This is a genomic window from Petralouisia muris, from assembly GCF_004793545.1.
Taxonomy (GTDB): domain Bacteria; phylum Bacillota; class Clostridia; order Lachnospirales; family Lachnospiraceae; genus Petralouisia; species Petralouisia muris.
The window spans coordinates 21,059-46,510 of record NZ_SRYA01000005.1 but is presented as its reverse complement, the minus strand read 5'-3'; the positions used below and the strand labels follow the sequence as shown (position 1 = coordinate 46,510).

Genomic DNA, 25,452 nt, shown 5'->3' with positions numbered 1-25,452 from the left:
TATTCTGATTTTATTTTATCTCTTGTATCTGAATACAAAAGCATCCATGTTCAGCCTTCCGATGTTCTATCGCTTCCGTATCCGAAAGCATCCATGTTCAGCCTTCCGAGATTCTATCATTTCCGCATCTGAAATTTCAATCCGCAGATTCCAGATATTCTATCACTTGGGCAAGCGTATCAAAGATTTCCTTTACGCCGGCCTTGCGCATTTCTTCCAAATCCTCTTCAAATCCATAGGAAACGCCGATACAGTCAATTCCTGCTTCTTTTGCGCCTCTGGCGTCATACCTGCTGTCGCCAATTAATACCGCTTCCTTTTTATCAGAAATCCCAAGACGCTTTAATGCATCATTCAAAACCTCCGCCTTCTCTCCGATATTTTCTTTCAGCCGGGCTCCGCAGATCAAATCGAAATATTCTGCAATGCCCAAACGTTCCAAAATCCGTTGACAGGGCACCTCTTCCTTGGAGGAAGCCACACTGATTTTATACCCTTTTTCTTTCAAGATCTTCAGAGCTTCTTTCACGCCGGGAAACAATTCACACTCAAACAAGCCGATGGTTTCATACCGTTCCCTGAATATCAGATCCGCTTCCTCTGCTTTTTCTCGGGAAAATCCATATTCCCGCTGAAAGGAATCCACCAGCAAAGGGCCGATAAACCGCCGGACCGTATTCCTGTCCGGTTCCTTCATCCCATATTTTTCCAGGGTATACCGGACGCTTTTATCCACCCCTTCTTCGGTATTCACCAGAGTTCCGTCCAAATCAAATAATATGGTGGTCTTCTTCATATTTTCCTCCTTTATGACAAACGTTCCAGTAATTTTCTGCGCTTTTCATCAAAAAGCAATTCCTGATTATACTGAAAATATCTTTCACAGCCGCAGCCCTCCAGAAATTTTACGCTGTAATAATTAGAATTCAGTTCCGTAATGAACATTACCATTTCCTGCCCTGTGCCAAAAGCTCCCTCCATAAAATCAAAAGCGTATTCCAGAGCCTCCAGGGATTGATTCTGCTGTCCCTCATAAGCTTCATGTTCCAGTGTAAACAATTCTTTCACCCGCGCAAAAGACTGCCGCCTCTCCCGAATCCCCTCCAGCTTCAATGTCTGCCCAAACCTTTCCAGGGCATGAAGGATTCTCTGATATTGTTTTTTCTCTTCCCGTCCAAGAAGCTCTGACTTGCTCAATTTCGTATAATTTACATTTAACTTATTGCAAATATCAGAGAACAATTCTTGTCCATCCGCATCATCAGAATCACTCTCTGTCAGCTCCTTATACTCCAGCAGACAGGACTGAAGCCGCTCCATATATTCTTCCCACTGCACTGCCTTTTTCAACATTTCGTTCACTCTGGAAAGGATTAATCCCAATACACTGAGCCGCTCATCAAAGGAAGCATGTCCAATCTTTTTTAACAGAATTTCATCCAAATGTCCCCGAAAAATTTCCTCTAATTGATAATCTGTCTGATACTTGTCATACAACTCCAAATAATTTGCAAAATCTTTAGCAATTTTCGGAAACTGAATATACTGGGCCACTACTTCCCGATCTATGATTTTTCCCAGCTTCTCATACACCCAGATAAAATCTGATAAATCCTCCCAGCCCCTTGGAGTTGCAAAATTCCTGCCGTCCACTGTAGTTTCCATCTGATAAAAATTCTGCTTCCTGGCATTCAAATAAGAAATCACCGCTCCGTGAAGCCCCTGGCGATAGGCGTACTCCTTCCATACTTCAAAGTCAGCCTCCACCTCTATCCGCTTCACCCGGTCCATGGTAACCACATCAAATTCCCGCACCGATTTATTATACTCCGGCGGATTTCCCGCCGCAACAATAATCCAGCCTTCCGGAAGCTTATGATTGCCGAAGGATTTGCACTGAAGAAACTGCAGCATGGCAGGCGCCAGCGTTTCTGACACACAATTAATCTCGTCAAGAAAAAGAATTCCTTCCGAAAGCCCAGTCTGCTCCATTTTCTCATACACGGAAGCTACAATCTCGCTCATGGTATATTCAGTCACCGCATATTCCCTGCCTCCGTATTGTTTTTTGGAAATAAAGGGCAGGCCAATGGCGCTCTGCCTGGTATGGTGGGTGATGGTATAGGCCACCAGCCCGATTTTGCATTCTCTGGAAATCTGCTCCATGATCTGGGTCTTTCCAACGCCGGGAGGCCCTAAGAGAAGCATGGGACGCTGCCGGATAACCGGAATCTCATAAGCCCCGTATTCATCCTTTTTCAGATAAGCTTCTATGGTGTTTTTGATTTCTTCCTTGGTTCTTTTAATATTCATTATTCGAAAGCTCCTCTTTGCCTAAAATTAACTTTATTGCCCAGGGCGGCACATCCACATCCAGATAATCCTCCCGAAAAAACACGAAAGCCGTATCATATACAGGCTTTTTCAATGGATACTGCCCGTATCCATCAGTAAAATAGATCAGACCCCGCAGTTTCCGGAACGCCTTTTTTGCCAGAAGCGTATTGACATATTCAAAGGCCGGACGAAAATCCGTACCGCCCATGCCCTTCACCTGAAATTGCTCCATGTAAGCGGCAAGCTGCCTTTGATTCTCTATTACAATATCGGATTGCACCCGCTCGTCACATTGGATCACATGAATGCAGAATTTTCGGTAAAAGGATTCCGACTGGCTTAAAATACTGTAAGTTTCCTCCAAAAATTTCTGCACCAGGCTTGCCTTACAGGACATGGATGTATCAATCACAATGACAAAATCTTCAATTTTCTGCACTTCCTTTGTTTCCTGATGCTCAATCAACGGCATATTTCCATATAACTCCATGCCGTAATTGTAAAAAATATAATCAAAGCTGTCCAAATCCACCTGCATTTCTTCCTTCAGCACACAGAATTTCTTCAAAAACGCCCGGTAATCGTACCGCTCCCGGTTTTCTACCTGAATCTGTTCTATCAATCCTTTGGAATCCTCTGCCGCCTCTTTGGAAAAAGTCTCCAACTCCGTTTCCATTTTATCCCGGATATCTTTCCACCGGTTCTGCTGGTCTAAGGGAGATTTGGGCCCGGAATCTTTTCTTTTCCAAAGAAAATGCTCATCTACGGCAAATTCCCGGATCATTCTTGCCAGAACGCGGATATCCGGCTCTCCTTCCTTCAGCAAACGAAAAACTCCCTCCCCATGAATCACAGGAATTCTATTCAGCAGCCCTTCATACACGGCCCTTCGGTAAGGCCGGGGCGGATTGCGCAGGCAGCGAAGGGCAAGCCCATCCATTACATACTCTACTGCAATATCACAGGAAAGATCCCAGAGCATTTCCTCCTCCGGTTCCGGCAAATTCCAGATATGCCCAAAGAGACAATGAAATATACTGTGGAGATAACAGCGGTTCACAGAAACATTTCCTATTCTGTATTGGGCTATCAGATATTCCGGCTGATACCGGAAAACCTCTCCGTCCGAAGCCGTCCGTTCCAATGACATGGACGGCTCCGGCGCCAGGCTGCAAAGCGCAGCATCCAAAAACCGCAGGTTCAGATACAGCTGGCTTCTGCAGTCTTTGATAATTTCGCTGCAAATTTCTATTTTCTCAACCAAAGCTTCTTCAAACATAATCATGCCCTTCTATACTTATCCTCTATACTTATAAGGAAAAATCTTATAAGGAAAAGCGCCGTATTTTTTTCGGGAATCTCCGATGGAGAATATTCATCAGACAGCTTATCATCTGCGTATCCTTCCTGTCATTGGCTGTCTGTATGATTCCTTCCAATTCCTCTCTTGTGTCCGCAAATTCTTCCGCCATCCAACGCAATGCTTCGCTGCTTTCCTGTTCCAGCAGACAGGCAGAAGACTCCCTCCAATACTGCCGCAGCCATCCGGCATATTCCTCTCTGGCAGAATCCTCCAAACAAAAAGGAAACATCAGCCTTGAAACTGCCATATTCGGAATATTTATAAAATCTATATTATATTTTCCCATTTCAAACAGTTTATCATACTCCTGGAATATAATCTGCGTATCCCGGAACGTATTCCGATACTGAATGCCCATTCCATGAGTCTGAGTAGAAATAATCCTTGCGGGAGTATTTTCCACTGCTTCCTCAAAAAATTCCGGAAATACCAGACGCCAGAGCGGCGCCTCCCTGTCAGCCGGATAACATTCCACTGTTACCGCCTGCTTCAAATCCTGAAGAATTTCCCGCAGGCAGGATCTTCCTTTTGCCTGATGCATCACAAGCTGAGAAAGCTGTTCACATCCGGTAAATCCCCCTGCTCCCATAAATGCAATATTGCTGTAAAAGGACAATTTATAAAACCGGATACAGTTATAAAATACATATCGTCCCAGCCGCTGAATCGTCCCAGGCAGATACAGCTCCTCCAGCAAAGGGCCTCTGATGCAGGTAAGTTCCCCATGATACTCCGGCTCTTGTTCCATGTCCTCTGCAAAGGCGTAATCGGACAATTCCGTCACCGGCATTCCCTCCAGTTGTTTTGGAATCGTAATCCGGCCGTTTTTTCCATAACACCGCAGAATACAGATTCCGTCTTTCACCCTTTGATAAGAAAACTCCTGATCCACTCCAGCCTCCTGGCTGTCCTTTTTCCATTCTTGTCCTTTTTGCCGTCCCTCTGTCATCACTCTATCCTCTTTGCTGTTATGCCATTTTCCTGCCGTTCCAGTTCCATAAGCATCTGACTGACCGTTTTATGGAACAGGGGATGCCTCCGATAAGGCGCCAATTCTGCCAAAGGTTTTAACACAAATCCCCGATTCTGCATATCTGGATGGGGAATCGTGAGATTCCTTGTATCAATCACACAGTCATCATAAAATATAATATCCAAATCCAGGGTTCTCGGCCCCCAGTGCACCAGCCTCTCCCGTCCGGCTTCCAACTCTATGTTCTGAAGAAATTCCAGCAATTCCCAGGGGCTAAACAACGTCCGAAGCTCTATCATGCCATTCAAAAAGTCCGGCTGGCTGGTCATTCCGTAGGGTTTCGTCACGATCAATTGTGATACCTGCTCCACCTTGCAGTCCTGGCTCTTTCGCAAAGCCTCAAGACCCATGGCAATGTAATCCTCCCGCTCTCCCAGGTTAGAGCCCACAGCCACAAAAGCCCGATGCCAGCCCCGTTCAATTTCCACCGACACTGATTCCAGCGGCAGCCCGATGGGCGCCCAGGGCTTTTTAATTTCCAACCTGATTTTCTCCATGGACGGAAACGCAAGCAGCACAGCCCTGGCCATCTGCTCCGCCGCGGCTTCAATCAGTCGAAAGGTATGCTCTGTCATAAAAGACGCCATAAAATGTGTGACTTCCCCATAATGAATTGATTTTGTCAAATCATCCTTTAATCCAGCTTCTCTTGTGGAAATATATAAATCTGCATTCACTTCAAATTTCTGCCCCAATCGGTTCTCTTCCGGAAACACTCCGTGCTTTCCGAACACTTCAAGCTGTCTGATATGAATTTTATCCTGCGCCTGTTCCTTCATTGCCGTCCTCCCAAACTCCTGTTTGTATTTTCCCGTATCTGCATGTCCCAGTCAGAGCCTTATGACAGCTCTTCCTGCTCTCTGCGCCATCCATCCCGGATGGCCTCTGCCATCCGGACGGCTCTTTTATTTTCTTTCACATCATGAACCCGGACAAACGCACACCCCTTAAGAACTGCCTGCACCGTGGTAACCAGCGTTCCTTCCACCCGCTCATCTACCGGAAGATCCAGGGCCAGGCCAATGACAGACTTCCTGGAGGTTCCTAACAGCAGCGGACAGCCCAGTGAATGCAGCTCCTCTATCCTGCAGATTGCTTCCAAATTATTCTCATAAGTCTTTCCAAAACCCACGCCCGGATCTAAAATAATCTTATCCTCTGCAATCCCAGCATTCCTGGCAATTGTCAGAGTTTCCTGCAAATCTTCTTTCATTTCTTCCATAAAATTATGGTAAGCTGCCTCATTCCGGTTGTGCATCAGGCAGCAAGCCGCTTTCCATTCGCTAATCAGCCCGGCCATATCTGGATCATATTTCAGCCCCCAGATATCGTTCACCAGATCGGCCCCCTCTTCCAGACAGGCTCGGGCCACTTTCGCCTTATATGTATCAACGGAAACCGGAATATCAAATCTTGATTTTACCTGGGCCACCACCGGGGCAATCCGCTGGATTTCTTCTTCCTCTGTAATCTGCTGATGCCCCGGCCTGGTAGATTCTCCGCCAATGTCAATCATATCCGCCCCTTCTGCTATCATCTGCTCCACATGGGCAAGAGCCAGATTCAAACGATTGAATTTTCCTCCATCAGAAAAGGAGTCCGGCGTTACATTTAATATGCCCATCACATAGGTATGCTTCTCTGTCTCAAAAATTCTGTTTCCAATCTTCATGTTTTCCTCCCATTCTACCAGAAAATTCCCTGATTTCTTCTCTCTTCACTCCAATTGCACCCTTCCTGGACACTGCAGCAAAAACAATTCCGGGAACGATTATCGGCTTCCTTGATTAAATTAATAAAATCTATATTTGATTTTTGCTCTATCCGACATTCTGAATCGGAGGCTGGAATAACCTGCTGCTCTCCCCGATGCCCTGACACTGCCTCCAGTATATCATTTCGCTCCTTTCGGGGATACTGGATCTGCTCCAATAATTCTCCGGCAAGAGCCGCTCCTGCCCTGTGATGAGGAATTCCATGCTTCATCTCCTGAAGCCTGCCCAGATCGTGAAGCAGAGCCGTCAGATAAATTTTCTCCTTGAAGGCTTCCCCAGACTCCTTGGTCCCTTCCCGTCCCCTTTCTAATGCCAGAATCCACCCGATACGGGCCACATCCAGAGCATGGGACAGGCCATGCCCGCAGAAAATTCGTTCTTTCTCTTTCTGCTCCAGTTCTTTTATCATTTGCAGATATTCGGTTTCCTGTAATAATCGGTTTACATATTTCATTTTCTATCGTCCCATCATCCGCCAGAATTCATCCTTAAGCCCTTTCTCCTCTGCAAATCTTCCTCTGGTTACCAGGGTCACCGTCTGGGTTCCCGGCTTCTTCACGCCCCGCATAGTCATGCACATATGTTCTGCTTCTACCATTACCATAACCCCCTTGGGCTGTAAATATTCCATCAATGCATCTGCAATCTGAACTGTAAGCTGCTCCTGAAGCTGCGGACGTCTGGCATATACCTCCACGGTCCGGGCCAGCTTGCTCAGTCCCACCACTTTTCCGTCAGGAAGATATGCAATATGGGCTTTCCCATAGAAAGGCAGCAGATGATGTTCACAGGTGGAATAAAACACAATATCCTTCTCCAGAACCATGCCGCTGTCCTCCACGGAAAAAGTTTTGCTCAAGTAAGGCTTTGGCGTCTCCTCCAATCCTGCAAAAATTTCTTCATACATTCTCGCAATTCTCTCCGGCGTCTCTTTCAGTCCTTCCCGGTTCACATCTTCCCCGATGCCTTCCAGCAAAAGGGTAACGGCCCGTTCAATTTTCTCCTTATCTATCATAACCTGTTCTCCTTACAATTTCCCTGATTTCTCCCAGATAGGACAGGGAACCAAAGGCCAGAATCATCACTTTTTCTTCCGCTGTCTCGTTTCCTGCACAGTCAAAAGCCTGGCTGGCTGCTTCTGAAATTGTTCCGCAGCAGACGACGTCAGAATGATACTCTTTCGCCTTTTGGGCCAATACTGCCCCGTCTAATGCCCTGGGATGATTCGGCGTAACTGTAAAAACCTTCCATGCCAACGGCATCATAATTCTCAGCATTTTATCATATTCCTTATCTGCAAGTACCCCTATTATATAGATTATTTTGTAATTTGTAAAACCAATTTTCAAAGTTTCCCGTAATTTTTTCGCTGCATCCTCATTGTGGGCTCCGTCTATCATGACCAGCGGCTTTTGGCTCAATCTGGAAAAACGCCCCGCCCACCGGGCTTTTTCCAGTCCTTGCCGGATATGGGAAGTTCCAATCTGAAAGCCCTGTTTTCTTAAGACTTCCAACGCTTCTATGGCGCATATCCCGTTTTCTATCTGATACGCCCCCTGCATGGACAGACGGATTTCTCCGTATTCCTGGTAAGAAAAGCAAAGGAATTCCTTTTCCATATGCATATTTTGGGCCTTTTCTTTCTCTGCGTAAACAAGAACGGCTTTTTTCTTTCGGCAAACCTCCTCCAGTATCTTTCTCACCTGCTCCTGTCCGGGCCTGACTGCCGCCGCAAAGCCGTTTTCTTTGATGATTCCGGCTTTCACACGGGCAATCTCTTCCAGACTGTTTCCCAGAAATTTCATATGATCCATACTGATGGAGGTCAGCACGCTTACCAAAGGCTTCCTTATTATATTGGTGGCGTCCAGAGCGCCTCCCATTCCGGTTTCCAAAAGAACCGCCTGACAGCGCTGCCGGTAGAAATACAGAAAAGCCGCCGCCGTTTCCACCTCAAACAACGTAGGCTGCTGGCCGCCCTTCGCCTTTATTCTGTCACATGCATTCCTGACGCTGGTAAAAATTTCTGCAAATTCCTGTTTTGAAATAAGCTGCCCATTCACCTGATACTGCTCCCTTCGGCCAAACACCGCCGGAGAAGTATACATCCCCACCCGGTAACCGGCCTCCTGCAAGACGGTAGCAACCATGGCGCACACAGAGCCTTTCCCATTGGTTCCCGCCACATGAATGACATTCAGTTTCTCCTGCACATTTCCAAGCTCGTTCATCAGTTCCCGAATGCTCTCAAGCCCCAGGACACTTCCAAGTTTTCCTGTTTCATCCAGGAATTCCTGTATTTCTTTCTCTGTTAATACACACTCTGACATGTTTGCTTCCCTCCAGAATTATATTTCTTACTGCCATTTCTAAAGAAATTCTTAAATTTTATTATCATAAGTATAAAATTTTCGTTTTCCAGTTGACTTTTTTAAGAAAATAGGCTAATCTTTGCTATGGAAAAATCAGATTCATATTTTGTTTACAATTAGTTCACATATGGAATTTTAATATAACTTAAGGATGGTGACACAATGTTTCATACTGCAAAAAACACTTTACAAAAAACCAGGACAAAATACAAGGCTTTTCGTGAAAAAAGAAGGGTCCGGGAGAAAAAGCATTTTTTGAAGCCGGAACAGAAAGAAAAGCTGGTAGCTTTCCTCAACCGCTATTCTCTGATTTTCCATTACCTATTGGCCTGCGTAGTCTGCTTTGTTATTGAAATCATCTCCAGGCATTCTTTTATCGGCGCATTTAAGTTTACCTTTGACAGAGGCCTGGCGTTTTTATATAACTCAATGATTGTATTCACCTCGCTGCATCTGGTGTATTTTTTCCGCCGAAGGGCGCTGATGCGTACCGTCATTAGCGTGGCATGGCTGTTCCTTGGAACCATTAACGGATGCATCCTGGCAAAGCGCGTTACGCCTTTTACATACACAGACGTAAAACTGATTAACGACCTGTTTACTATGCAGAGCAACTATTTCAGCAACGGAGAGGCCCTTGCCGTAATTCTTCTTGTGGCGTTCGTCCTGGCAGGAATCATTGTACTGTGGAAAAAAGGTCCCAAATATCAGGGAAAGCAGAACCGTTTCGCAAGCATCGGAGCCATCGGAATTTTCGCATTTTTTATTCCCATGGTAACCCAGGCAGCTGTCAGCAACAATATTCTGGCAGATTACTTTGAAAACATTGCCCAGGGCTATGAGGATTATGGTTTTGTATACAGCTTTTCCGCCAGCGTGATGGATCAAGGCATGACAGCGCCCCGGGATTACTCACAGGAGACCGTGGATGAGGCTCTTTCCAGGGTAAATACGGAAGCTTCCGATTCCAATGAGCTTCCCAATATCATCTGTGTACTGCTGGAATCCTTTGTTGATCCGAAAGAAATCAATTTCCTGAATTTTTCAGAGAATCCCACGCCTAATTTTGATCACCTGTACAACAATTATTCTTCCGGTTATCTGACGGTTCCGGTGGTAGGGGCTGGAACTGCCAATACAGAATTTGAAATCCTTACAGGAATGGGCATGAAATATTTCGGACTGGGAGAATATCCCTACAAAACTATCCTGAAATCCACCTCCTGTGAAAGCATTGCTTCCGACCTTGGAACAAACCTGGGTTACGGCACCCATGTGGTACATAACAACGGCGGCAATTTCTACAGCCGGAAAAACGCCTTTACCCAAATGGGTTTTGACAGCTTTATCAGCAAGGAAATGATGAATATTCAGGAATATACGCCCCTTGGCACATGGCCTACCGATGATATTTTAATCGGTGAAGTGGAAAAAGCTTTAAATTCCACGGAGCAGCAGGATTTCGTCTATGCCATTACCGTACAGGGACACGGCGCTTACCCTACGGAAAAAGTTATTGAAAATCCGGAAATTACCGTAACCGGCGCAGAAAATGAAGCCAAAAACAACGAGTGGGAATATTATGTGAATCAGATTCACGAAGTGGATAAATTTATTGCCAACCTGACGGATATGCTGTCCAAACGGGAGGAAAAAACGGTGGTTGTGTTGTTCGGAGACCATCTCCCCACCATGGGCCTGACCGATGAAGATATGAAAAGCCAGAGCATCTTTAACACCAAATATGTGACCTGGAACAACTTCGGAATGCAGAAAGTAAATCAGAATTTAACTTCTTATCAATTACTTGCGGCTATCACGGAACAGGCAAACATCCATGAAGGAACCATGTTCTCCCTTCATCAGAGCGGCAGCTATCAGATTACAGAGGATTACTCCAGAGATATGGAACTTCTGCAGTATGATATCCTCTATGGCAAACGGTACGCATATCAGGGTGAGGACCTTTACCCTGCTTCTGATTTGCAGATGGGCGTGCAGGACGTTACCTTAGAACGTGTGGAGACGCTGGAAGACGGCTTACATATTTATGGAACAAATTTCACTCCCTGGAGTAAAGTGTTTGTAAACGATACACGCATTTCCACCTCCTTTATCAGTGATAGTGAACTAAAGATTTCCACAAGCCATTTCAGCGACGGCGTTAATACCCTGGTGGTAAACCAGATGGGTTCCTCGGAAACAATTTTCCGTACCTCCAATGAGATTTCCTATCTGAAGCCTCTGATCGATACACCGCATCCTTCCGAGGAAATACCAGTAGACGACACAACGGAAAACACCCCCAACAGCATTGACAAAGCTGTAAATGGCAACCGGACGGAAAAACCCGCCCAACAGGAAGATTCCTTAGAACAGCCGGACACTCCGGAGCAAACAGATTCTGCAGAGCCCCAGGCAGAGAACGGCGATTCTATCCAGCAAACAGCCCCGGAGCAAACAAACACTACAGCGAATCCGACAGACGCTTCGGCTGCAAACGGCAATTAATTCAGATTTACCGCAAGAAAGGGATGTCAGGAAATGAAGCTTTTCCCGACATCCCTTTTTTCTTTCAAAAAATGGAAAGAATCAGTTCTTTTCCTTCAGAAACACATAGACAGCTTCGTCTGACAATTCTTCTTCATATCGATAGCCCAATCCCCGAAATTCTTTGATTGTCTCTGTATCTTCTACCTTATTCTGCGCCAGAAACCGAACCATCTCTCCTCGGGCCATTTTTACCTGTGTTCCCTTTTCCACCACTTTTCCCCCTCTCAGTTCCCCAAAGCGGCAGGTAAGAATCCTGTCCCCTGGCTGCAGATAGGAGGTAATGCATTTACTGTACTCTTTGGACGCAAGATTTAAGACTACTTCTGCTTCCCGGAAAATTTCCTGATAAATCTTATTTCCCCAATAATCATAGAGATTCCGATAATTCCCAAGATGAATTGCCGCCTGCATCTCCAGCCGGTACGGCACAATTCCGTCAAAAGGCTTCAGCAGCCCATAGAATCCTGAGAGAATCACAAGATGCTCCTCCACATACTGAAAGGCTTGATCCTCAAAGACGGCCGGAGCCATATACTGATATTGGATTCCTTCATAGGATAACAAGGCCGGCGTTAGATTCTCTGATAAATCCATCCGGGCAAACCGTTCGTAATTCAGGGCTGCAATTTTATCATTGCATTTCCAGATTTCCTTTGCCTGCTGATAATCCAGTCCCCTCAGATATTCCTTCAGATATTCCGCCTCCTGCCAAAATACAGGCATACCATAATATTCCATAGTATCTGTGTCCTGTTTCATTTTCTTGGCAGGAGAAATAATAATCTTCATCATTGCAGCCCCTGCTCCCTTATTTTACTCATATCCACTTCCAGATTCGGATACAACTCCGCCGGAACATAGGCTTTCACATAAATTCCCTCTTCCCTGTATTCTTCTTGCAGAAGTTCTCCGTATTTACGGATTGCCGAAATCCGGTTTCCCTTTTCATAAGAAAAAATGCCTTCCAAAAGCTGTTTATCCTCACGCAGAATTTCCTCTAATGCTTCCAGAAATTCTTTCAGCCCCTCTCCTGTCTTCGCTGAAATCTGAAACATCCTGTCTGCCTGAGGATCTTTGAACAATTCTTTCTCTGTGACCTTATCCTGCTTGTTCCATAAAGTAATCCGTTTCTTTCCTGACACCCCTAAATGCTCCAGTGTTTCATATACAATCTGCATCTGCTTCTCCCACTGGGGATTGGATGCGTCAATCACATGGATAATAATATCCGCATATTTCGCTTCTTCCAGAGTGCTGCCAAAGGCCTGGATCAGATGATGGGGCAGCTTCCGGATAAATCCCACGGTATCTGTAAGAAGGACTTCCTGGCCGCTTTCCAGCTTCAGGCTGCGGGTCGTCGGGTCTAACGTGGCAAAAAGCTTGTCCTCTTCCAGCACCGATGCATGGGTCAGACGATTCAGCAGGGTAGATTTGCCGGCATTGGTATATCCTACAATTGCAGCTACCTTCATACGGTTTTTTTCCCGCTGTCCTCTGTTAATTTCTCTGTGCTTTTTCACCTGCTTCAATTCCCGGTTCAGCTGCGCGATCCTGTTTTTAATCAGCCTCCGATCCATTTCCAGCTTTTTTTCCCCCGGTCCCCTGGTTCCAATCCCTCCGCCGAGCCTGGACAAAGAAAGGCCCAGTCCGGTCAGCCGGGTCATTCTGTATTTCAGCTGGGCAAGCTCCACCTGTATTTTTCCTTCGCTGGTGGACGCTCTGGCGGCAAAAATATCCAGAATGAGCAAAGTCCGATCCATCACTTTGCACTCCAGTTCCTGTTCCATATTCCGCAGCTGTGCCGGAGACAATTCATCGTCACAGACAATTCCAGTGGCTCCAAGCTCTGCAGCCATCTGACGCAGCTCCTGTAATTTTCCGGTTCCCAGATAAGTGCCTGGATGAATATGCTCCCTGCTTTGAATCACACTTCCAAGAACTTTGGCTCCAGCTGTCTCTGCCAGCTCTGCCAGCTCCAACAGGGAAGCTTCCGTATCGTCATTCTCCTGAAAGCTTACGCCCGCCAAGATGACCTGTTCTGTAACTTCTTCTATCTGAAATGGTTCTGTATTTCTTTTCGTTTCGATAATTCTATAATCCTCCTTTTCTCCTGATTTTTCATCCATTCCATATAGACGGCGATTAATTACCGCCATCTGCATTTTTTGCCGCCTGATAAGAAAGAACTGCACATTCCTCCAAAGTATTTCTCACCTCCAGCTTTATGGCAGCTTTTACTTCCACAGAGGTATAGACTGCGCTTACTGGCCTGGAAAATCCCACGCTGTAAGCATTTCCTATATTCCCTTTTCCTCCGGCAACGGTCCGTACCACATAATAATAGGTGGTTCCTTTTCCGGCGCCTTCTTTTAAGATTGCCTCTGCTGTCTGGAGCACTCCTGCCGTATCTTTGGCTTATTGACAAAAAGCTCCCGTATCCTTGCTAAGAGCCAGCTGCTCCTCTGTTTTCGGCACCAGGCCCTTGACCGTAACTGCAGCATCCTTTACCTTTGTCCCGGTGATTCTGGAACTAACCACCGTATTTTGGGCCTCATAAAGGGCGGGGACAATCTGACCGGAGACGTCTGTTGCATATCCATAGACATTCTCATTTTCATACTCATAGCTTACGGCGCCGTCCTGCGCCACATTCACATCTTCCGGTTTTACCTGCAGTGCGCCCTCTGTTACCAGTTTCACAAATTCCACCAGAACCGCTTTGTCCAAACCCACACGGTAAGTCACGGCTGATTTTCCTGCCTTCACCTTGGGAAAAGTTATTTTAAACGCAGAAGCTTTCAATGTTTTATAAGCTTTACAGTTTCCTGCTGCATCCTTTACCTGTACTTTATATCCTTTAATTCCTGTCATCTTATTCCAGGACAGCTTTACCCAATCTGCGCCTTTTGCCTCTGCTTTCAGCTGCAATGCACTGCCCCAGGTATGAGCGTCTGCTTTCTGCCATTTTGTATAAGTGGTTTTCTTGGTCGCTGGTTATAGGCATACCCCCGGACACGGTAGGAATAGGAAGTCCCCGGCTCTAAATTACTGTCCTTATAGGAAGCACTTCCAGTCTGTTTTGCAAGCTTCACCCATGCGCCCTTCACTTTTTTCTGAAATTCAAAACCTGTTACCCACCCTTCTTCCAAAGAGGGGGAAAGCATAATGCTATTTGAGGTCACTACGGCGTCCACCACTCCCATTTCTATCTCTGGAAGCTTGCAAGCCAGCGTCTTATATTCTGAAAATCTGTCTTCTGCCGTCTCGGAATCATTCAGGCGGTAGCCTCTGTTGTAGATCCTTGCCCTGACATAAACGGTCTCCCCCGGCGAAAAATATCCCAAATATACACGGTACGCCTGCTCTGTCCCCTGATATCTGTGATACCCCCTGGCGGTATGTCTGTCTCCAGCCCGCACAGACTGTAAAATAACGTCTCCCGTCCGCTCCGCTTCCCAGGTAAAATTCTTCCCGCTGTTTTTAAAGTTCTTGTGATTAGAATACTCTACCCGGATATATTCTGTATCCTGCAGCTTCTGTGATGACGCCTGAAATTCATAATATCCGTCTGTCTGCCGCCAGCGCCTGCATCTTACCTGGTTCACACAGGCACAGCGCCAATGCAAGGACCAGACTCATTGTTCTTTTTAAATTTTTCAACTAAGTCATCTCCTGATTTTTATATCTTCCAATTGTAGTGTAACATGATTTTTTATACTTAACAACCATAAAAGAACCATGAAAGCTGCAAAAAAAAGAAACAGGCTCTCCCATATACCAATAATGTAACATGGGAGAACCTGTTTCCAAATCCTATTCCTGATTCAAACTTTCCGTAAATTTATCAAATGCCTTCTGCCCTGCTTCATCCCGCTTATACATGCCAGCATGCTCCAGCACCTTGCTGAATACCAATGCAATTTCTTTATGTAACACATCCATCACATTTTCTTTGGTCACTTCCCCGTATTTCGGAAGGAATTCTTCTACCCAGTCTGCATGCTTTTCAATGGTTTCATCTGCCCGGATATCTTTTTTATTTACAATGGCGTCTGCCAATGTTTCCATTTCATCCTTCAAACGTGCTGGGAGCACCGCAAGGCCCATTACTTCAATCAGGCCGATATTTTCTTTTTTAATGTGATGCAGCTCTGCGTGAGGATGGTATACGCCCAGAGGATGCTCCTCTGTAGTGATATTGTTGCGCAGAACCAAATCCAGTTCATACAAATCTCCCCGTTTTCTGGCAATAGGCGTAATCGTATTGTGGGGCTCCCCGTCTGTTTCCGCAAAAATAAATGCGTCTTCATCGGTGTAGCCTCTCCATGCCGCCAATACCTTATCTGCGAAAGCAATCAGCCGTTTCGTATCCTCGCCGGCAATCCGAATGACCGACATAGGCCATTTCACAATGCCTGCCTTGACATCCTCAAAGCCTTTGACTGTAAATTCCCGTTCGATTGGAGCTTTCGCCATGGCAAATTCATAACTTCCGCCCTGGAAATGGTCATGGCTTAAAATGGAGCCGCCTACAATTGGCAGATCTGCGTTGGAACCCACAATATAATGAGGAAACTGCTTCACAAAATCAAAAAGCTTGCAGAATGTGCCGTGTTCAATTTTCATCGGAATATGCTGGGAATTGAACACTATGCAGTGCTCATTGTAATATACATAGGGAGAATACTGAAATCCCCAGCGGCTGTCCTGGATGGTAACCGGAATAATCCGGTGGTTCTGCCTTGCCGGATGGTTAATGCGTCCGGCATACCCTTCATTTTCCATGCATAACAGACATTTGGGGTATCCGCTCTGCTTTGCATTTTTGGCGGCTGCAATGGCCTTGGGATCTTTTTCCGGTTTCGAAAGGTTAATGGTAATATCCATTTCCCCGTAAGGAGTCTGGGCTTTCCATTTCACATCCTTTGCGATCCGGTAACGGCGGATATAGTCGCTGTCCTGGCTTAACTGATAATAAAAATCTGTAGCCGCCTTCGGGCCGTCCTTGTGGTAAATATCCCAGAATCTTCCAAGCACTTCACTGGGGCGGGGCATCATCTGGGCCATCAGCTTCGTATCAAACAGGTCACGGTACACTACGCCGTTTTCTTCCAGTACGCCGTGCTCGTAAGCATAGTCTAACAGTTCCTTTAGAACAGCTTCCAAATCTACATTTTTGTAGGTTTCTTCCGGCTCTTCGTATTCGTCGATCTTCAGGGTTTCCAACAGCTGATTGGTGGTGAAAATGATATCTTCTTCGCCAATCAGGCCGTGTTCTAATCCGTAGCAGACTAATTTCTTGATTGCTTCGTTAACCATAAGAGTCTCTTCCTTTCTTTCATTAAAATGTTATATGAAATGTAACATTATGAGGAGGGACAGACCAGCGGGCTCCTTATGGCATACGCTGGGTCCCTCCTCATGGTAAATCAGTCTAATACTTTTATTCCGCCGTAAGGCCGTACCTTCAGTACATGACAGGAACCTTCGCCGTAGAGGTTATCCAGGGCCTGTCTGTATTCTTCCACAAAATCATCTGCCACGAACGCCTGTATGGTTCCGGCAAATCCTCCGCCATGGACACGGCTGGCTCCATGACCGGGAAGGATGGTATCGCTTATGGCAAGCCCCATAGAAACGCTCTGATTCTGTACATCTTTATTGGTGTAAATATTCTGAAGATACTTAAAGGAAGAATCCCCGGACTCCTGCAGAGTATTTAAAAATCCCTGGAAATCCCCTGCTTTTAACGCTGCCGCTTCCTGTTCCACCCGCTTATCCTCTTCAAAGAAATGCAGGGCCCGCAGTACTGGACGGTCGCCGCATTCCTTACGGAGACCGGAAACATTTTTATAAAATTCCTCTGCATCCACTTCCCGCAAAAATTCTTTTCCAAAGAAACCTGCCACTTTCTTCATTTCCTGGGGAATCAGAGCATAATCATCTGTCAAATCTGCATGAGAGCCTTTGGTGTCTGTAATGCAGAGACTGTGGCCGTACGCGCTGAAATCCACGTCCACTTTCTCCACAATGGGATGCTCCGGATCTGCAAAATCAATATGGATCAGGCCCCCTACAGAACACGCCATCTGGTCCATCAGGCCGCAGGGCTTGCCAAAATATACATTTTCCGCATACTGCGCCACCTGGGCAATTTCCACCGGACTAATGGACATCCCATTGTACAGGCCGGAAAGAATTGTGCCTACAAGCACTTCAAAGGCGGCAGAGCTTGACATTCCCGCTCCATTTAACACGTCACTGGTTACATACGCCTGAAATCCTCCAATCTCATGGCCGTTTTTCTTAAGTCCGTACGCCATTCCCCGAATGAGCCCGGCAGAGGTGCCTTCTTCCGCATCCCTCTTCTCCAGCTGGGAAAGGTCTACCGTAATCATAGGATATCCGTCGGAGAGAAGCTTAATCACAGGCTCCTTAGACTTGCCTACCACTGCAATGGCGTCCAGGTTGATGGAAGCCGCCAGCACTTCTCCATGCTGATGGTCTGTGTGGTTGCCGCCCACCTCGCTTCTGCCTGCCGCACTGTACAGCGCTGCTTCCCCTGGGCCAAACAATTCTTCATACTTACGAATTGCCTCCTGATAACGCTCATTCTGGTAATCCAGAACGGCTGCGTCCACATAAATCTCCTTCAGACGTTCCTGATGCTTCTTTGCTGCAAATTCCTCCAGTAATACTTTTGTTTCTTTCATCAGATTTTGCCCTGCCTTTCTTTTTTATTTTCACCTTTTCAGGTCTTTTTCTACGCTATTATCTCTGTAAGCCAGTTGATTTCTCAACAGCTTCTCACTAGTTCAGGAAAAACAGCAAATCATCTGGCAAATAAGTATGTTTGTATGTATAAAGACATTATAATAGGCATTTAGTAAACAGTCAATATATTTAGTAAATTTTATTTAAAATTTTTGCTGGAAAGTTTCTGTTTTGTCTATGCAGCTTTCAAAAAAATTTAGTAAATTTACTAAAATAGCAGTTCCATTTTTCGAATTTTTTTGCTATACTGAATTCAGAGAATGAGAAGAACCTGCCTGGCCAAACAGCAGGTATTGGAATATATTTTGGGAGGAATTTATGACAACCATCAAAGATATTGCAGTATCCGCAGGAGTTTCCCCGGCTACTGTTTCAAGAATTTTAAATAATGACGCCACGCTGAACGTCTCCCCTGAGACACGTCAAAAAGTTCTGGATATTGCCCATGCCCTGAATTATAAGAAAAAGTCCCGGGCCTCCAGCAAATCTGCTTATACCCTGGGCATCGTCCAGTGGTTTTCTCCCCAGCAGGAAATGGAGGATAATTATTATCTTCTGATCCGCCAGGGCATTGAGGATTTCTGTATGCAGAACTGCATCCATGTGATCCGGACTTACAAGGCTGATGTGAATTATATGGATGCACTGAAACATGTAGACGCATTAGTCTGCGTAGGGAAATTCAGCAACAGTGAAATTGCACAGTTCCGCGCTCTGACTAACAGCATTATTTTTCTCGATATGCTTGTGGAGGACAGAAATGTTTCCACCATCACGCTGGATTTCGAACACGCTATGAAGCTTGGACTTGATTATCTGACTTCCCTTGGGCACCGCCGAATCGGGTTCCTGGGGGGAAAAGAATATCTGGCAGACGGCACTCTTTTTCCAGATGTGCGCAGAAAGCTTTTTACCGATTACTGCAGGAAACATGGACTGGATTTCTTACCTTACATTCAGGAGGAATCCTTTACCACAGAATCCGGCTGCCGGATGATGCACCGGCTGTTGGAACAAGAAACGCACCCCACTGCTGTAATTGCTTCCAGTGATCCCATTGCCATTGGCGCCCTTCGGGCGCTAAATGACAAAGGGCTTCGGGCGCCGGATGACATTTCACTGGTGGGCTTTGATGACACCAGCCTGTCTGCCTTTACCGCGCCGCCCCTGACAACCATACATGCGCCGGCTTATGATATGGGAAATTTTGGGGCTAATATTGTGTTCAATATTTTAAAACTGCAGCCGGCAACCGCCATGAAGATACAGCTCCCCTGCCGGCTGGTGGAGCGCCAGTCCTGCAGAAAACTGTAGAAAAATTCATGTCCACGTTAAAATCGGCAGCAATGTTCCAGGGACTATTATATCTATGTTCTCCATCTGTCCTGATTTTCTGTTTTAAATTTTTGATATCATAGACACCTGCCAGAATTACAGATTGAAATACCGGATACCTCTTTCTGGAAAGATACAAAACCCTAAGCTGTGACAGAAAATCCAAAAATGCCGAATGGTTGGAAGCGCTGTCTGCTTCATCAATCATCGCCTGCTGTCAATGTCCTTATTCACTGTATCACTGTCTCTCTAACAATCCGCTCCGCTCCCGCTGCATCCATTGCTTTCCTACCCTTCTCAGCCATATCTTTCCGCCGGCCGCAATCTGCAGCCAAACGCTTCAATTCCCTGCATACCCCTGCCAGAAAATCCGGTTTCTTTCGGCAGTCCCCTGCATTTATCATAATTCCCTGGGCTTCAAACTCTGCGGCCCCAAGAATCTGATTATCCGCCAGCACATAAGTAATTGCTGGCACTCCGCAGGCTGACAATTCATACAAGGTAGAGCCTGCCGCTGATACCGCCAAATCACTTTTCAGCATTAGTTCTGACATGCGCTGCACATTTTCATGGAGAACAATCCAGGGATGACGGGCGGCAATTTCTTTGATTTCCTCCTTGTCCGGCTCCAGGGAATTCAGGATAAAATGAAACTGACAGCGGCCCGCCAGTTCCCTGTCCTGAATAAAACAATTTAAGAATTTTAATGCCATATGCTCCGGATCCGCCCCGCCAACGGATACAAGAATATTTTCCATAGGTTCCCGGACAGGCAAAACTTCTGAAAGCTGAAATTCTTTGCGCAGCGGAACGTATTTGGTTCCTAAAAGCAGCCTGGGCATAGTTACATTTTCACCGGAATACAAAGATTCATAGTCCCCTCTTTTTGCATAAATATTATAATTGATCAGGATATCCGCCGGATAGGGAAAAGCCAGCACATCATCCAGATAAACTGTTTTACCGTATTGTTTCAGGCGTTTCAGATACTCTGACGTCACATAATAGCTGTCAACAAACACAGTATCCGGCTGATATTGGTTTAAGATATGTTCCAGAGCCGCCCATTCACTATCCATATCAGAATATAGCGTATTCATTACCATACAGGAAAATCCCTTCTCCTGAATCATTTTTTCAAAAGAAGGGTCCGCTGTCACATATACACATTCGATTTCCAGTTCCCTGGCTGCCGCTCCGATGGAAAGGCAGCGCATCACATGGCCTGCGCCGATTGCAGCGTTTCCGTCGGCACGGAATAATATTTTTTTCATTATTTTCACTCCTGCTGACAAACATTCCGATTATAGAATCCATTTTGTCTGCGTCTTACATTTTCCGTTGTAATACCTGGATTCTCTAAAACCTTGTCTTTTTCATCATTGTAACAGACTTGTTCGATTTTGGAAACTATTTTTCCTGTTATCTTTCAGAAAACATTTATTTCATTTTCCATATACTCGATTGTCCATTTAACGATAGAGATTATCTATGCAAGATTAGGCCATTTGAGGAAAAAGCTGCGGAACAGAAATGACCGCCGAAAAATTACCTTTTTCCGGTTGGTGTATACAGCGTGTTTTTTTAATTTCAAAGCTGGAGATGGAAGGACATACGGTTTTCTTTTCGGTGGGGAAAGAAAGGCTGGACAACTTTTTTCTTCCATCCCTTATCGTCTTTTTTGACGAGCGTTTTCCGATACGTAACAAAATTTCCTACTGTCTCAAGCCATACAAATCCAAGGTTCCCAATAAACCTGATGGATTCCTGATTGTCCCCATGAATTCTCGCAACTGCGCTATGGCAGAGCCATTGTTTTGATGCAAATTTCAGAATTCGATCCACTGCTTCAGCGGCGTACCCTTTTCCTCGAAATTCTGGCGCAAGAAGATAGCTTACCTCCGTTTCGGTATCACCGACTTTTTCCCTCTTTATGCCAAAAATGCCGACAGGCTTTCCTGTTACCTTCTCTACTGCTATCCAGTCCACCCGGTTATTTTGATGCAAATACTGATTTTTGTACCAGTCCAGATGCTCCTCCGCTGTCAATGGATGGGGCGAGAAAAAATATCGGTACACTTTTGGGTCTGAGCGCCATTTGACAATCAGCGGAGTATCCTTTTCTGTGATTTCACCCAAAATCAGCCTCTCTGCCTCCAGTCTGGACGCTCTGGCATTCACGCTGCACACCTCAAAGGTGTGAAATTTATTTTCCCCCTTGCAATTATCCATTTCCATTCCTCCTGGCTTGGACATAACGCATTGTACCTAAATATTACATTCCATCTAAAAACTATTCCTATATTTCTAATTCAGAAGAATCAAAAATTCCTTAATTCTTCTAGGATTTCCCGTGTAATTGGTTCGCCTCTTTGAATTGCCCGTTTACTTTTTTTCCCGACAAGTGCAGGCATATATTTTGGCGCTATTCCTTGTCCGGGACGAATACTGCGAATATTCTGTGCGGTCAGTTCTTCGCCAATTGCTATGTCCTTAACCGCAAATAAACTCCTTCTAAAAACCAGAGAATTTTTCTCCTTTTCTGACAACGCATAGTCCGGTCCCCGGGCGATTAATTTTGCATTCTGCACGTCCTGCACCATTTGGGCAAACTCATCCAGTTCCATACTGAATGCACTGTCCGGACTCTTAATGTCTCTTGACAGACAAACATGTTTCTCAATCACACATGCCCCCAATGCCGCTCCTACCACTGCGCCCATACTTCCCATACTGTGATCCGACAATCCCACATCCACGCCGAACCGCCGCTTCATATCCGGAATATTCCCCAAATGCATATCCGCCCAATCTGCAGGATATTCACTGCAGCATTTCAGTAAAACAATCTGGCTGTTTCCAACTCTTCGGCAGGAGTCTACGGCATCCTGTATTTCCTCCGGGCTGCCCATGCCGCAGGAAAGGATCATTGGTTTGCCTTTCGACGCGGCATATTCGATCAATGGAATGTCCACCAACTCAAAGCTTGCTATTTTGTATGCTTCACAGCCTATCCGCTCTAAAAAATCCACTGCCGTGTCATCAAATGGCGTTGACAGAAAATCCACTCCGCACCTTTTACATTCCTCTTTGATACGGGCTTGCCATTCCCAAGGAGTCCCGGCGTCCTGATACAAATCATAAAGCCTGTATCCATCCCATAATCCACCATCAATCATAAAATGCTCATTTCCGCAGTCAATTGTCAGGGTATCCGCCGTATAGGTCTGTATCTTTACGCAATTCGCTCCCGCCGCCGCTGATCTGCGAACAATTTCCAAAGCATTTTCTAATTTTCCTGCATGGTTTGCACTTATTTCTGCAATGAAATAAGGCAAGCCGCAATTAATTTTCTCAAACATCCGAAACATCCTGTATAACACCCTCCTTACGAAGAAATTTTGAAATAGCGAAAACTTGTTGGCAAATCATTTGGCTTACGGGTATAAAAACTCTTTCTCTGCCAAAATTCTGGAACAAATTGCACCGATTGGAGCCTGCTGCAACATTTTTCATTTACAGAGACGACAGCGGACGTTTATAATTCTCCGTCACTTTCCTCACTGCATGAATCACATCCGCCACATCCTGATCCGTCATAGCCGGATAAATGGGAATGCTCATAATTCCTTCATAAACCTTTTCTGCGTTGGGACACAACCCCTTCTTATATCCAAGGCGCTGATAATACGGAAACCAGTACACGGGAATATAATGCACCTGACACTGCACATTCTCTTCCCCCATTGCATCAAAAAATTCCCTTCGGCTGCAGCTTAGCCTGTCCAGCCTTAATCGGATGATATACAAATGCCTGCAGGTATCTGATTCTGGAATTTCTTTCTGAAGAATCAGTTCCGAAAGCTCTGAAAATGCTGTATCATACCTTTTCACAATCTCTTTTCTTCTGGCCGCAAAGCCATCCAGTTTCTTCATCTGGCTTACAATCAGGGCCGCCTGGAAATCAGTAATCCGGTAATTATATCCCAATGCAATCTGTTCGTAATGCCATGGGCCCTCCTTAACAGGATTTTCCATCATGGATGCTTCATGAGTAATGCCATGGGTACGGGCAAGAGCCAGTTTCCGGTATAATTTTTCCTGACTGGTCAGCACAGCGCCCCCTTCTCCTCCTGTAATAGTTTTTACCGGATGAAAACTGAATGTGGTTAAATCTGCAAGGCTCCCCACCTGTCTCCCCTTATATTTTGTGGCAATTGCATGGGCCGCGTCCTCAATAAACACCAAATGAAATTCATCACAAATCGCCCGAATTTCTTCATGCTGCACTGCCTGGCCGGAAAAATCAACTGCAATCACCGCTTTTGTTTTTTCTGTGATATGGGCACGGATGCTTTCCGGATCAATGTTATAGGTTTCAGGATTAATATCCGCAAAGACGGGAACTGCACCGCAGTAAAGAATACAATTTGCACTTGCTGCAAAAGTAAGGGGCGTTGTGATTACCTCATCCCCCGCTCCAATGCCCGCTGCCATACATGCACAGTGAAGAGCCGCCGTCCCATTGGACACTGCCACCGCATATTTCGCCCCTGTATAAGTTTCCAGAGTCCGCTCCATCTCATCCACCTTCGGCCCGCAGGTGATAAAACTGCTTCTCAGCACCTCTGACACAGCCTGAATATCCTCCTCGTCAATCCACTGTCTTCCATAATATATTTTTCCAGAACGAACCGGATAGCCGCCATTAATTGCCAATTTTTCCATGTTCTTATTCTCCCTTCGGCCCCCTGGACGCAACAATCCGCACCAGCACAGGATTAGACGTCTCTGTTTTTGAATAATTCTCTCCCTCTTCTAGGGATATTACCCGGAATCCATGATTTTCCAGTTTTGGAATAAATATTTCTTTATCCATAAACCTTCGGAAATGCTCATGATAAATGAAAGCATTATTTCCCACGCACATCCCTTTACCATACAAGTCATCCTGAATGCTTCGAGCCTCTATCAAAAACAATCCGCCCTCTTTTACCGCCTCCGCCACGTTCTCTAACAATTCATCCTCCTGTTGTTCTGAAATTGCATGCATGGTCCAGCGGCTGTAAATATAATCATACTGCACCTGATATAATGCTTTGGAACTTACAAAATCATCACAGACAAAATTGCCATTCTCCAATTTGAGCTGATTCAATTGAGAAATCGCCTCTTCTGAAGCGTCAATTCCTGTCACATTCAAATGATGTTCCATAAAATAAAGGCTGTCACGGCCATTTCCGCATCCCAAATCAATCAGAGATTTTCCCGGTTCCAAATGGGAAATTACCGACTGGGCAAAATCGCTGGGGGATTGAATCTCTTTCAGCTTCTTTGCATAATAGTGATTCCAGTAATCCACATCCCGGCGGAAGGTGTCTTTTTGCTTTACCGGATATGCCATAATTTTTTCCACACATTCACGGACAGAGACAGAGCCATCGTTTTCAATCACCACATCCGGCGTTTTCGGATATTCCACATCAATATCCAGACCTGCGATTTCAGAAACTTTTCCAGATCTCTGCCTAGAATACAGTCCTTTTTTATCCCGTTTCATCAGGATTTCCCGGTCAACTTTCAGATAGACTTCCACATATTTTTCTATGTATTTCCGGTTCCATTCCCGGACGGAATCGTACATGGCAATGGTGCAGATAATCACTGTGATCCCCTGATCAGTCAAAATCTTGCACATTTGGGAATAATAATTTGCCCGTTTCAGGCGTTCTTCCCGGGAATAGCCCAGAGAATCCCCCACCAGTTTTTTCAGAATATCCCCGTCCAGTATCACTAAACCCGGACATGTCTTTCTCAATTCGTAATATAATTTTGTTCCAACTGTTGTTTTCCCTGCACCGGAAAGCCCGGTAATCCAATATAACACACCTTTTTCCAAAGCCTGTCCTC

Annotated in this window: 23 protein-coding genes and 1 pseudogene; 2 read left to right on the top strand and 22 right to left on the bottom strand. The window is 45.5% G+C overall.

The genetic code is table 11. The features are described 5' to 3' along the window. Nucleotides 1-136 precede the first annotated feature (136 nt). From E5329_RS03480 to E5329_RS03440, 9 genes are read right to left on the bottom strand one after another with little or no spacing between them, the layout of a single operon-like run. On the bottom strand, nucleotides 137-796 hold the full coding sequence (locus E5329_RS03480) for an HAD hydrolase-like protein (RefSeq protein ID WP_135988210.1): 660 nt from the start codon (nucleotides 794-796) through the stop codon (nucleotides 137-139). An 11-nt stretch (nucleotides 797-807) separates the two neighbouring features. Beyond that, nucleotides 808-2,313, bottom strand: a complete 1,506-nt coding sequence (locus tag E5329_RS03475; RefSeq protein ID WP_135988209.1) for an AAA family ATPase — start codon at nucleotides 2,311-2,313, stop codon at nucleotides 808-810. After that, nucleotides 2,303-3,616, bottom strand: a complete 1,314-nt coding sequence (locus E5329_RS03470; protein WP_135988208.1) for a vWA domain-containing protein — start codon at nucleotides 3,614-3,616, stop codon at nucleotides 2,303-2,305. The genes E5329_RS03475 and E5329_RS03470 overlap by 11 nt, the downstream gene beginning before the upstream one ends. Nucleotides 3,617-3,662: 46 nt before the next feature. Further along, nucleotides 3,663-4,649, bottom strand: coding sequence for a leucine-rich repeat protein (locus E5329_RS03465; protein WP_135988207.1), 987 nt, complete (start codon nucleotides 4,647-4,649; stop codon nucleotides 3,663-3,665). Then, a complete protein-coding gene (gene folK, locus E5329_RS03460) occupies nucleotides 4,649-5,512 on the bottom strand; it encodes a 2-amino-4-hydroxy-6-hydroxymethyldihydropteridine diphosphokinase (RefSeq protein WP_135988206.1) in 864 nt (287 codons plus the stop codon). Before folK ends, E5329_RS03465 begins: the two co-directional genes overlap by 1 nt. A 59-nt stretch (nucleotides 5,513-5,571) precedes the next feature. Further along, nucleotides 5,572-6,405, bottom strand: a complete 834-nt coding sequence (gene folP / locus E5329_RS03455; protein ID WP_135988205.1) for a dihydropteroate synthase — start codon at nucleotides 6,403-6,405, stop codon at nucleotides 5,572-5,574. A 14-nt stretch (nucleotides 6,406-6,419) separates the two neighbouring features. Beyond that, a complete protein-coding gene (locus E5329_RS03450; RefSeq protein ID WP_135988204.1) occupies nucleotides 6,420-6,962 on the bottom strand; it encodes an HD domain-containing protein in 543 nt (180 codons plus the stop codon). Between the two features lie 3 nt (nucleotides 6,963-6,965). Further along, nucleotides 6,966-7,523, bottom strand: coding sequence for a GTP cyclohydrolase I FolE (gene folE, locus E5329_RS03445; RefSeq protein WP_135988203.1), 558 nt, complete (start codon nucleotides 7,521-7,523; stop codon nucleotides 6,966-6,968). Further along, on the bottom strand, nucleotides 7,513-8,838 hold the full coding sequence (locus E5329_RS03440) for a bifunctional folylpolyglutamate synthase/dihydrofolate synthase (RefSeq protein ID WP_135988202.1): 1,326 nt from the start codon (nucleotides 8,836-8,838) through the stop codon (nucleotides 7,513-7,515). Before E5329_RS03440 ends, folE begins: the two co-directional genes overlap by 11 nt. Before the next feature lie 297 nt (nucleotides 8,839-9,135). Here E5329_RS03440 and E5329_RS03435 point away from each other — a divergent pair, with 297 nt between their 5' ends. Continuing rightward, entirely contained in the window at nucleotides 9,136-11,391 is a 2,256-nt protein-coding gene (locus E5329_RS03435) for an LTA synthase family protein (protein ID WP_275442968.1), read from the top strand. 81 nt (nucleotides 11,392-11,472) lie between these two features. Here E5329_RS03435 and yaaA read toward each other — a convergent pair whose 3' ends face one another. From yaaA to E5329_RS03400, 7 genes are all read right to left on the bottom strand, one after another. Next, nucleotides 11,473-12,225, bottom strand: coding sequence for a peroxide stress protein YaaA (yaaA, locus tag E5329_RS03430; protein WP_330571929.1), 753 nt, complete (start codon nucleotides 12,223-12,225; stop codon nucleotides 11,473-11,475). Beyond that, complete coding sequence (gene hflX, locus E5329_RS03425) at nucleotides 12,222-13,559, bottom strand: GTPase HflX (RefSeq protein ID WP_135988285.1); 1,338 nt, start codon at nucleotides 13,557-13,559, stop codon at nucleotides 12,222-12,224. Before hflX ends, yaaA begins: the two co-directional genes overlap by 4 nt. 16 nt (nucleotides 13,560-13,575) lie before the next feature. Beyond that, complete coding sequence (locus E5329_RS03420) at nucleotides 13,576-13,830, bottom strand: hypothetical protein (RefSeq protein WP_135988200.1); 255 nt, start codon at nucleotides 13,828-13,830, stop codon at nucleotides 13,576-13,578. Nucleotides 13,831-13,848: 18 nt separating this feature from the next. Further along, entirely contained in the window at nucleotides 13,849-14,361 is a 513-nt protein-coding gene (locus E5329_RS03415) for a hypothetical protein (protein WP_135988199.1), read from the bottom strand. Then, nucleotides 14,352-15,038, bottom strand: coding sequence for a fibronectin type III domain-containing protein (locus tag E5329_RS03410; RefSeq protein ID WP_135988198.1), 687 nt, complete (start codon nucleotides 15,036-15,038; stop codon nucleotides 14,352-14,354). The genes E5329_RS03415 and E5329_RS03410 overlap by 10 nt, the downstream gene beginning before the upstream one ends. A 208-nt stretch (nucleotides 15,039-15,246) precedes the next feature. Beyond that, nucleotides 15,247-16,752, bottom strand: coding sequence for a UDP-glucose--hexose-1-phosphate uridylyltransferase (galT, locus tag E5329_RS03405; protein ID WP_135988197.1), 1,506 nt, complete (start codon nucleotides 16,750-16,752; stop codon nucleotides 15,247-15,249). Nucleotides 16,753-16,862: 110 nt separating this feature from the next. Beyond that, the gene (locus E5329_RS03400) at nucleotides 16,863-18,146 is read right to left on the bottom strand and encodes a galactokinase (RefSeq protein ID WP_135988196.1); all 1,284 of its coding nucleotides are present in this window, start codon (nucleotides 18,144-18,146) and stop codon (nucleotides 16,863-16,865) included. Nucleotides 18,147-18,525: 379 nt separating this feature from the next. Between E5329_RS03400 and E5329_RS03395 the strand changes: the two genes are divergently transcribed. Then, complete coding sequence (locus E5329_RS03395; RefSeq protein ID WP_135988195.1) at nucleotides 18,526-19,521, top strand: LacI family DNA-binding transcriptional regulator; 996 nt, start codon at nucleotides 18,526-18,528, stop codon at nucleotides 19,519-19,521. Here E5329_RS03395 and E5329_RS32080 read toward each other — a convergent pair. The 6 genes and pseudogenes from E5329_RS32080 to E5329_RS29610 all read right to left on the bottom strand — a co-directional run. After that, a pseudogene (locus tag E5329_RS32080) lies at nucleotides 19,520-19,750 on the bottom strand (9-O-acetyl-N-acetylneuraminate esterase); the annotation flags it as partial. The gene E5329_RS03395 and the pseudogene E5329_RS32080 sit on opposite strands and share 2 nt — an antisense overlap. A gap of 22 nt (nucleotides 19,751-19,772) precedes the next feature. Next, a complete protein-coding gene (gene pseG, locus E5329_RS03385) occupies nucleotides 19,773-20,816 on the bottom strand; it encodes a UDP-2,4-diacetamido-2,4,6-trideoxy-beta-L-altropyranose hydrolase (protein ID WP_135988194.1) in 1,044 nt (347 codons plus the stop codon). A gap of 316 nt (nucleotides 20,817-21,132) precedes the next feature. After that, the gene (locus E5329_RS03380; protein WP_168356502.1) at nucleotides 21,133-21,774 is read right to left on the bottom strand and encodes a GNAT family N-acetyltransferase; all 642 of its coding nucleotides are present in this window, start codon (nucleotides 21,772-21,774) and stop codon (nucleotides 21,133-21,135) included. 89 nt (nucleotides 21,775-21,863) lie between these two features. Continuing rightward, nucleotides 21,864-22,904 carry a pseudaminic acid synthase gene (gene pseI, locus E5329_RS03375; protein WP_330571926.1) on the bottom strand — a complete coding sequence of 347 codons (1,041 nt, stop codon included), beginning with the start codon at nucleotides 22,902-22,904 and terminating at the stop codon, nucleotides 21,864-21,866. Nucleotides 22,905-23,058: 154 nt separating this feature from the next. Continuing rightward, nucleotides 23,059-24,270, bottom strand: a complete 1,212-nt coding sequence (gene pseC / locus E5329_RS03370; RefSeq protein ID WP_135988191.1) for a UDP-4-amino-4,6-dideoxy-N-acetyl-beta-L-altrosamine transaminase — start codon at nucleotides 24,268-24,270, stop codon at nucleotides 23,059-23,061. 4 nt (nucleotides 24,271-24,274) lie between these two features. After that, nucleotides 24,275-25,441, bottom strand: coding sequence for an adenylyl-sulfate kinase (locus tag E5329_RS29610; RefSeq protein WP_168356501.1), 1,167 nt, complete (start codon nucleotides 25,439-25,441; stop codon nucleotides 24,275-24,277). Nucleotides 25,442-25,452 lie beyond the last annotated feature (11 nt).

Excerpts from the sequence above, each read along its gene's own strand:
- E5329_RS03470 (WP_135988208.1), bottom strand. The coding sequence starts at position 3,616 with ATGTTTGAAGAAGCTTTGGTTGAGAAAATAGAAATTTGCAGCGAAATT.
- E5329_RS03400 (WP_135988196.1), bottom strand. The coding sequence starts at position 18,146 with ATGAAAGAAACAAAAGTATTACTGGAGGAATTTGCAGCAAAGAAGCAT.
- E5329_RS03480 (WP_135988210.1), bottom strand. The coding sequence starts at position 796 with ATGAAGAAGACCACCATATTATTTGATTTGGACGGAACTCTGGTGAAT.
- E5329_RS03450 (WP_135988204.1), bottom strand. The coding sequence starts at position 6,962 with ATGAAATATGTAAACCGATTATTACAGGAAACCGAATATCTGCAAATG.
- pseC (WP_135988191.1), bottom strand. The coding sequence starts at position 24,270 with ATGGAAAAATTGGCAATTAATGGCGGCTATCCGGTTCGTTCTGGAAAA.
- pseG (WP_135988194.1), bottom strand. The coding sequence starts at position 20,816 with ATGAAAAAAATATTATTCCGTGCCGACGGAAACGCTGCAATCGGCGCA.
- folE (WP_135988203.1), bottom strand. The coding sequence starts at position 7,523 with ATGATAGATAAGGAGAAAATTGAACGGGCCGTTACCCTTTTGCTGGAA.
- E5329_RS03475 (WP_135988209.1), bottom strand. The coding sequence starts at position 2,313 with ATGAATATTAAAAGAACCAAGGAAGAAATCAAAAACACCATAGAAGCT.
- E5329_RS03380 (WP_168356502.1), bottom strand. The coding sequence starts at position 21,774 with ATGGATAATTGCAAGGGGGAAAATAAATTTCACACCTTTGAGGTGTGC.
- galT (WP_135988197.1), bottom strand. The coding sequence starts at position 16,752 with ATGGTTAACGAAGCAATCAAGAAATTAGTCTGCTACGGATTAGAACAC.
- hflX (WP_135988285.1), bottom strand. The coding sequence starts at position 13,559 with ATGGATGAAAAATCAGGAGAAAAGGAGGATTATAGAATTATCGAAACG.
- folK (WP_135988206.1), bottom strand. The coding sequence starts at position 5,512 with ATGAAGGAACAGGCGCAGGATAAAATTCATATCAGACAGCTTGAAGTG.
- E5329_RS03465 (WP_135988207.1), bottom strand. The coding sequence starts at position 4,649 with ATGACAGAGGGACGGCAAAAAGGACAAGAATGGAAAAAGGACAGCCAG.
- pseI (WP_330571926.1), bottom strand. The coding sequence starts at position 22,904 with ATGTTTGAGAAAATTAATTGCGGCTTGCCTTATTTCATTGCAGAAATA.
- E5329_RS03440 (WP_135988202.1), bottom strand. The coding sequence starts at position 8,838 with ATGTCAGAGTGTGTATTAACAGAGAAAGAAATACAGGAATTCCTGGAT.
- folP (WP_135988205.1), bottom strand. The coding sequence starts at position 6,405 with ATGAAGATTGGAAACAGAATTTTTGAGACAGAGAAGCATACCTATGTG.
- E5329_RS03395 (WP_135988195.1), top strand. The coding sequence starts at position 18,526 with ATGACAACCATCAAAGATATTGCAGTATCCGCAGGAGTTTCCCCGGCT.
- yaaA (WP_330571929.1), bottom strand. The coding sequence starts at position 12,225 with ATGATGAAGATTATTATTTCTCCTGCCAAGAAAATGAAACAGGACACA.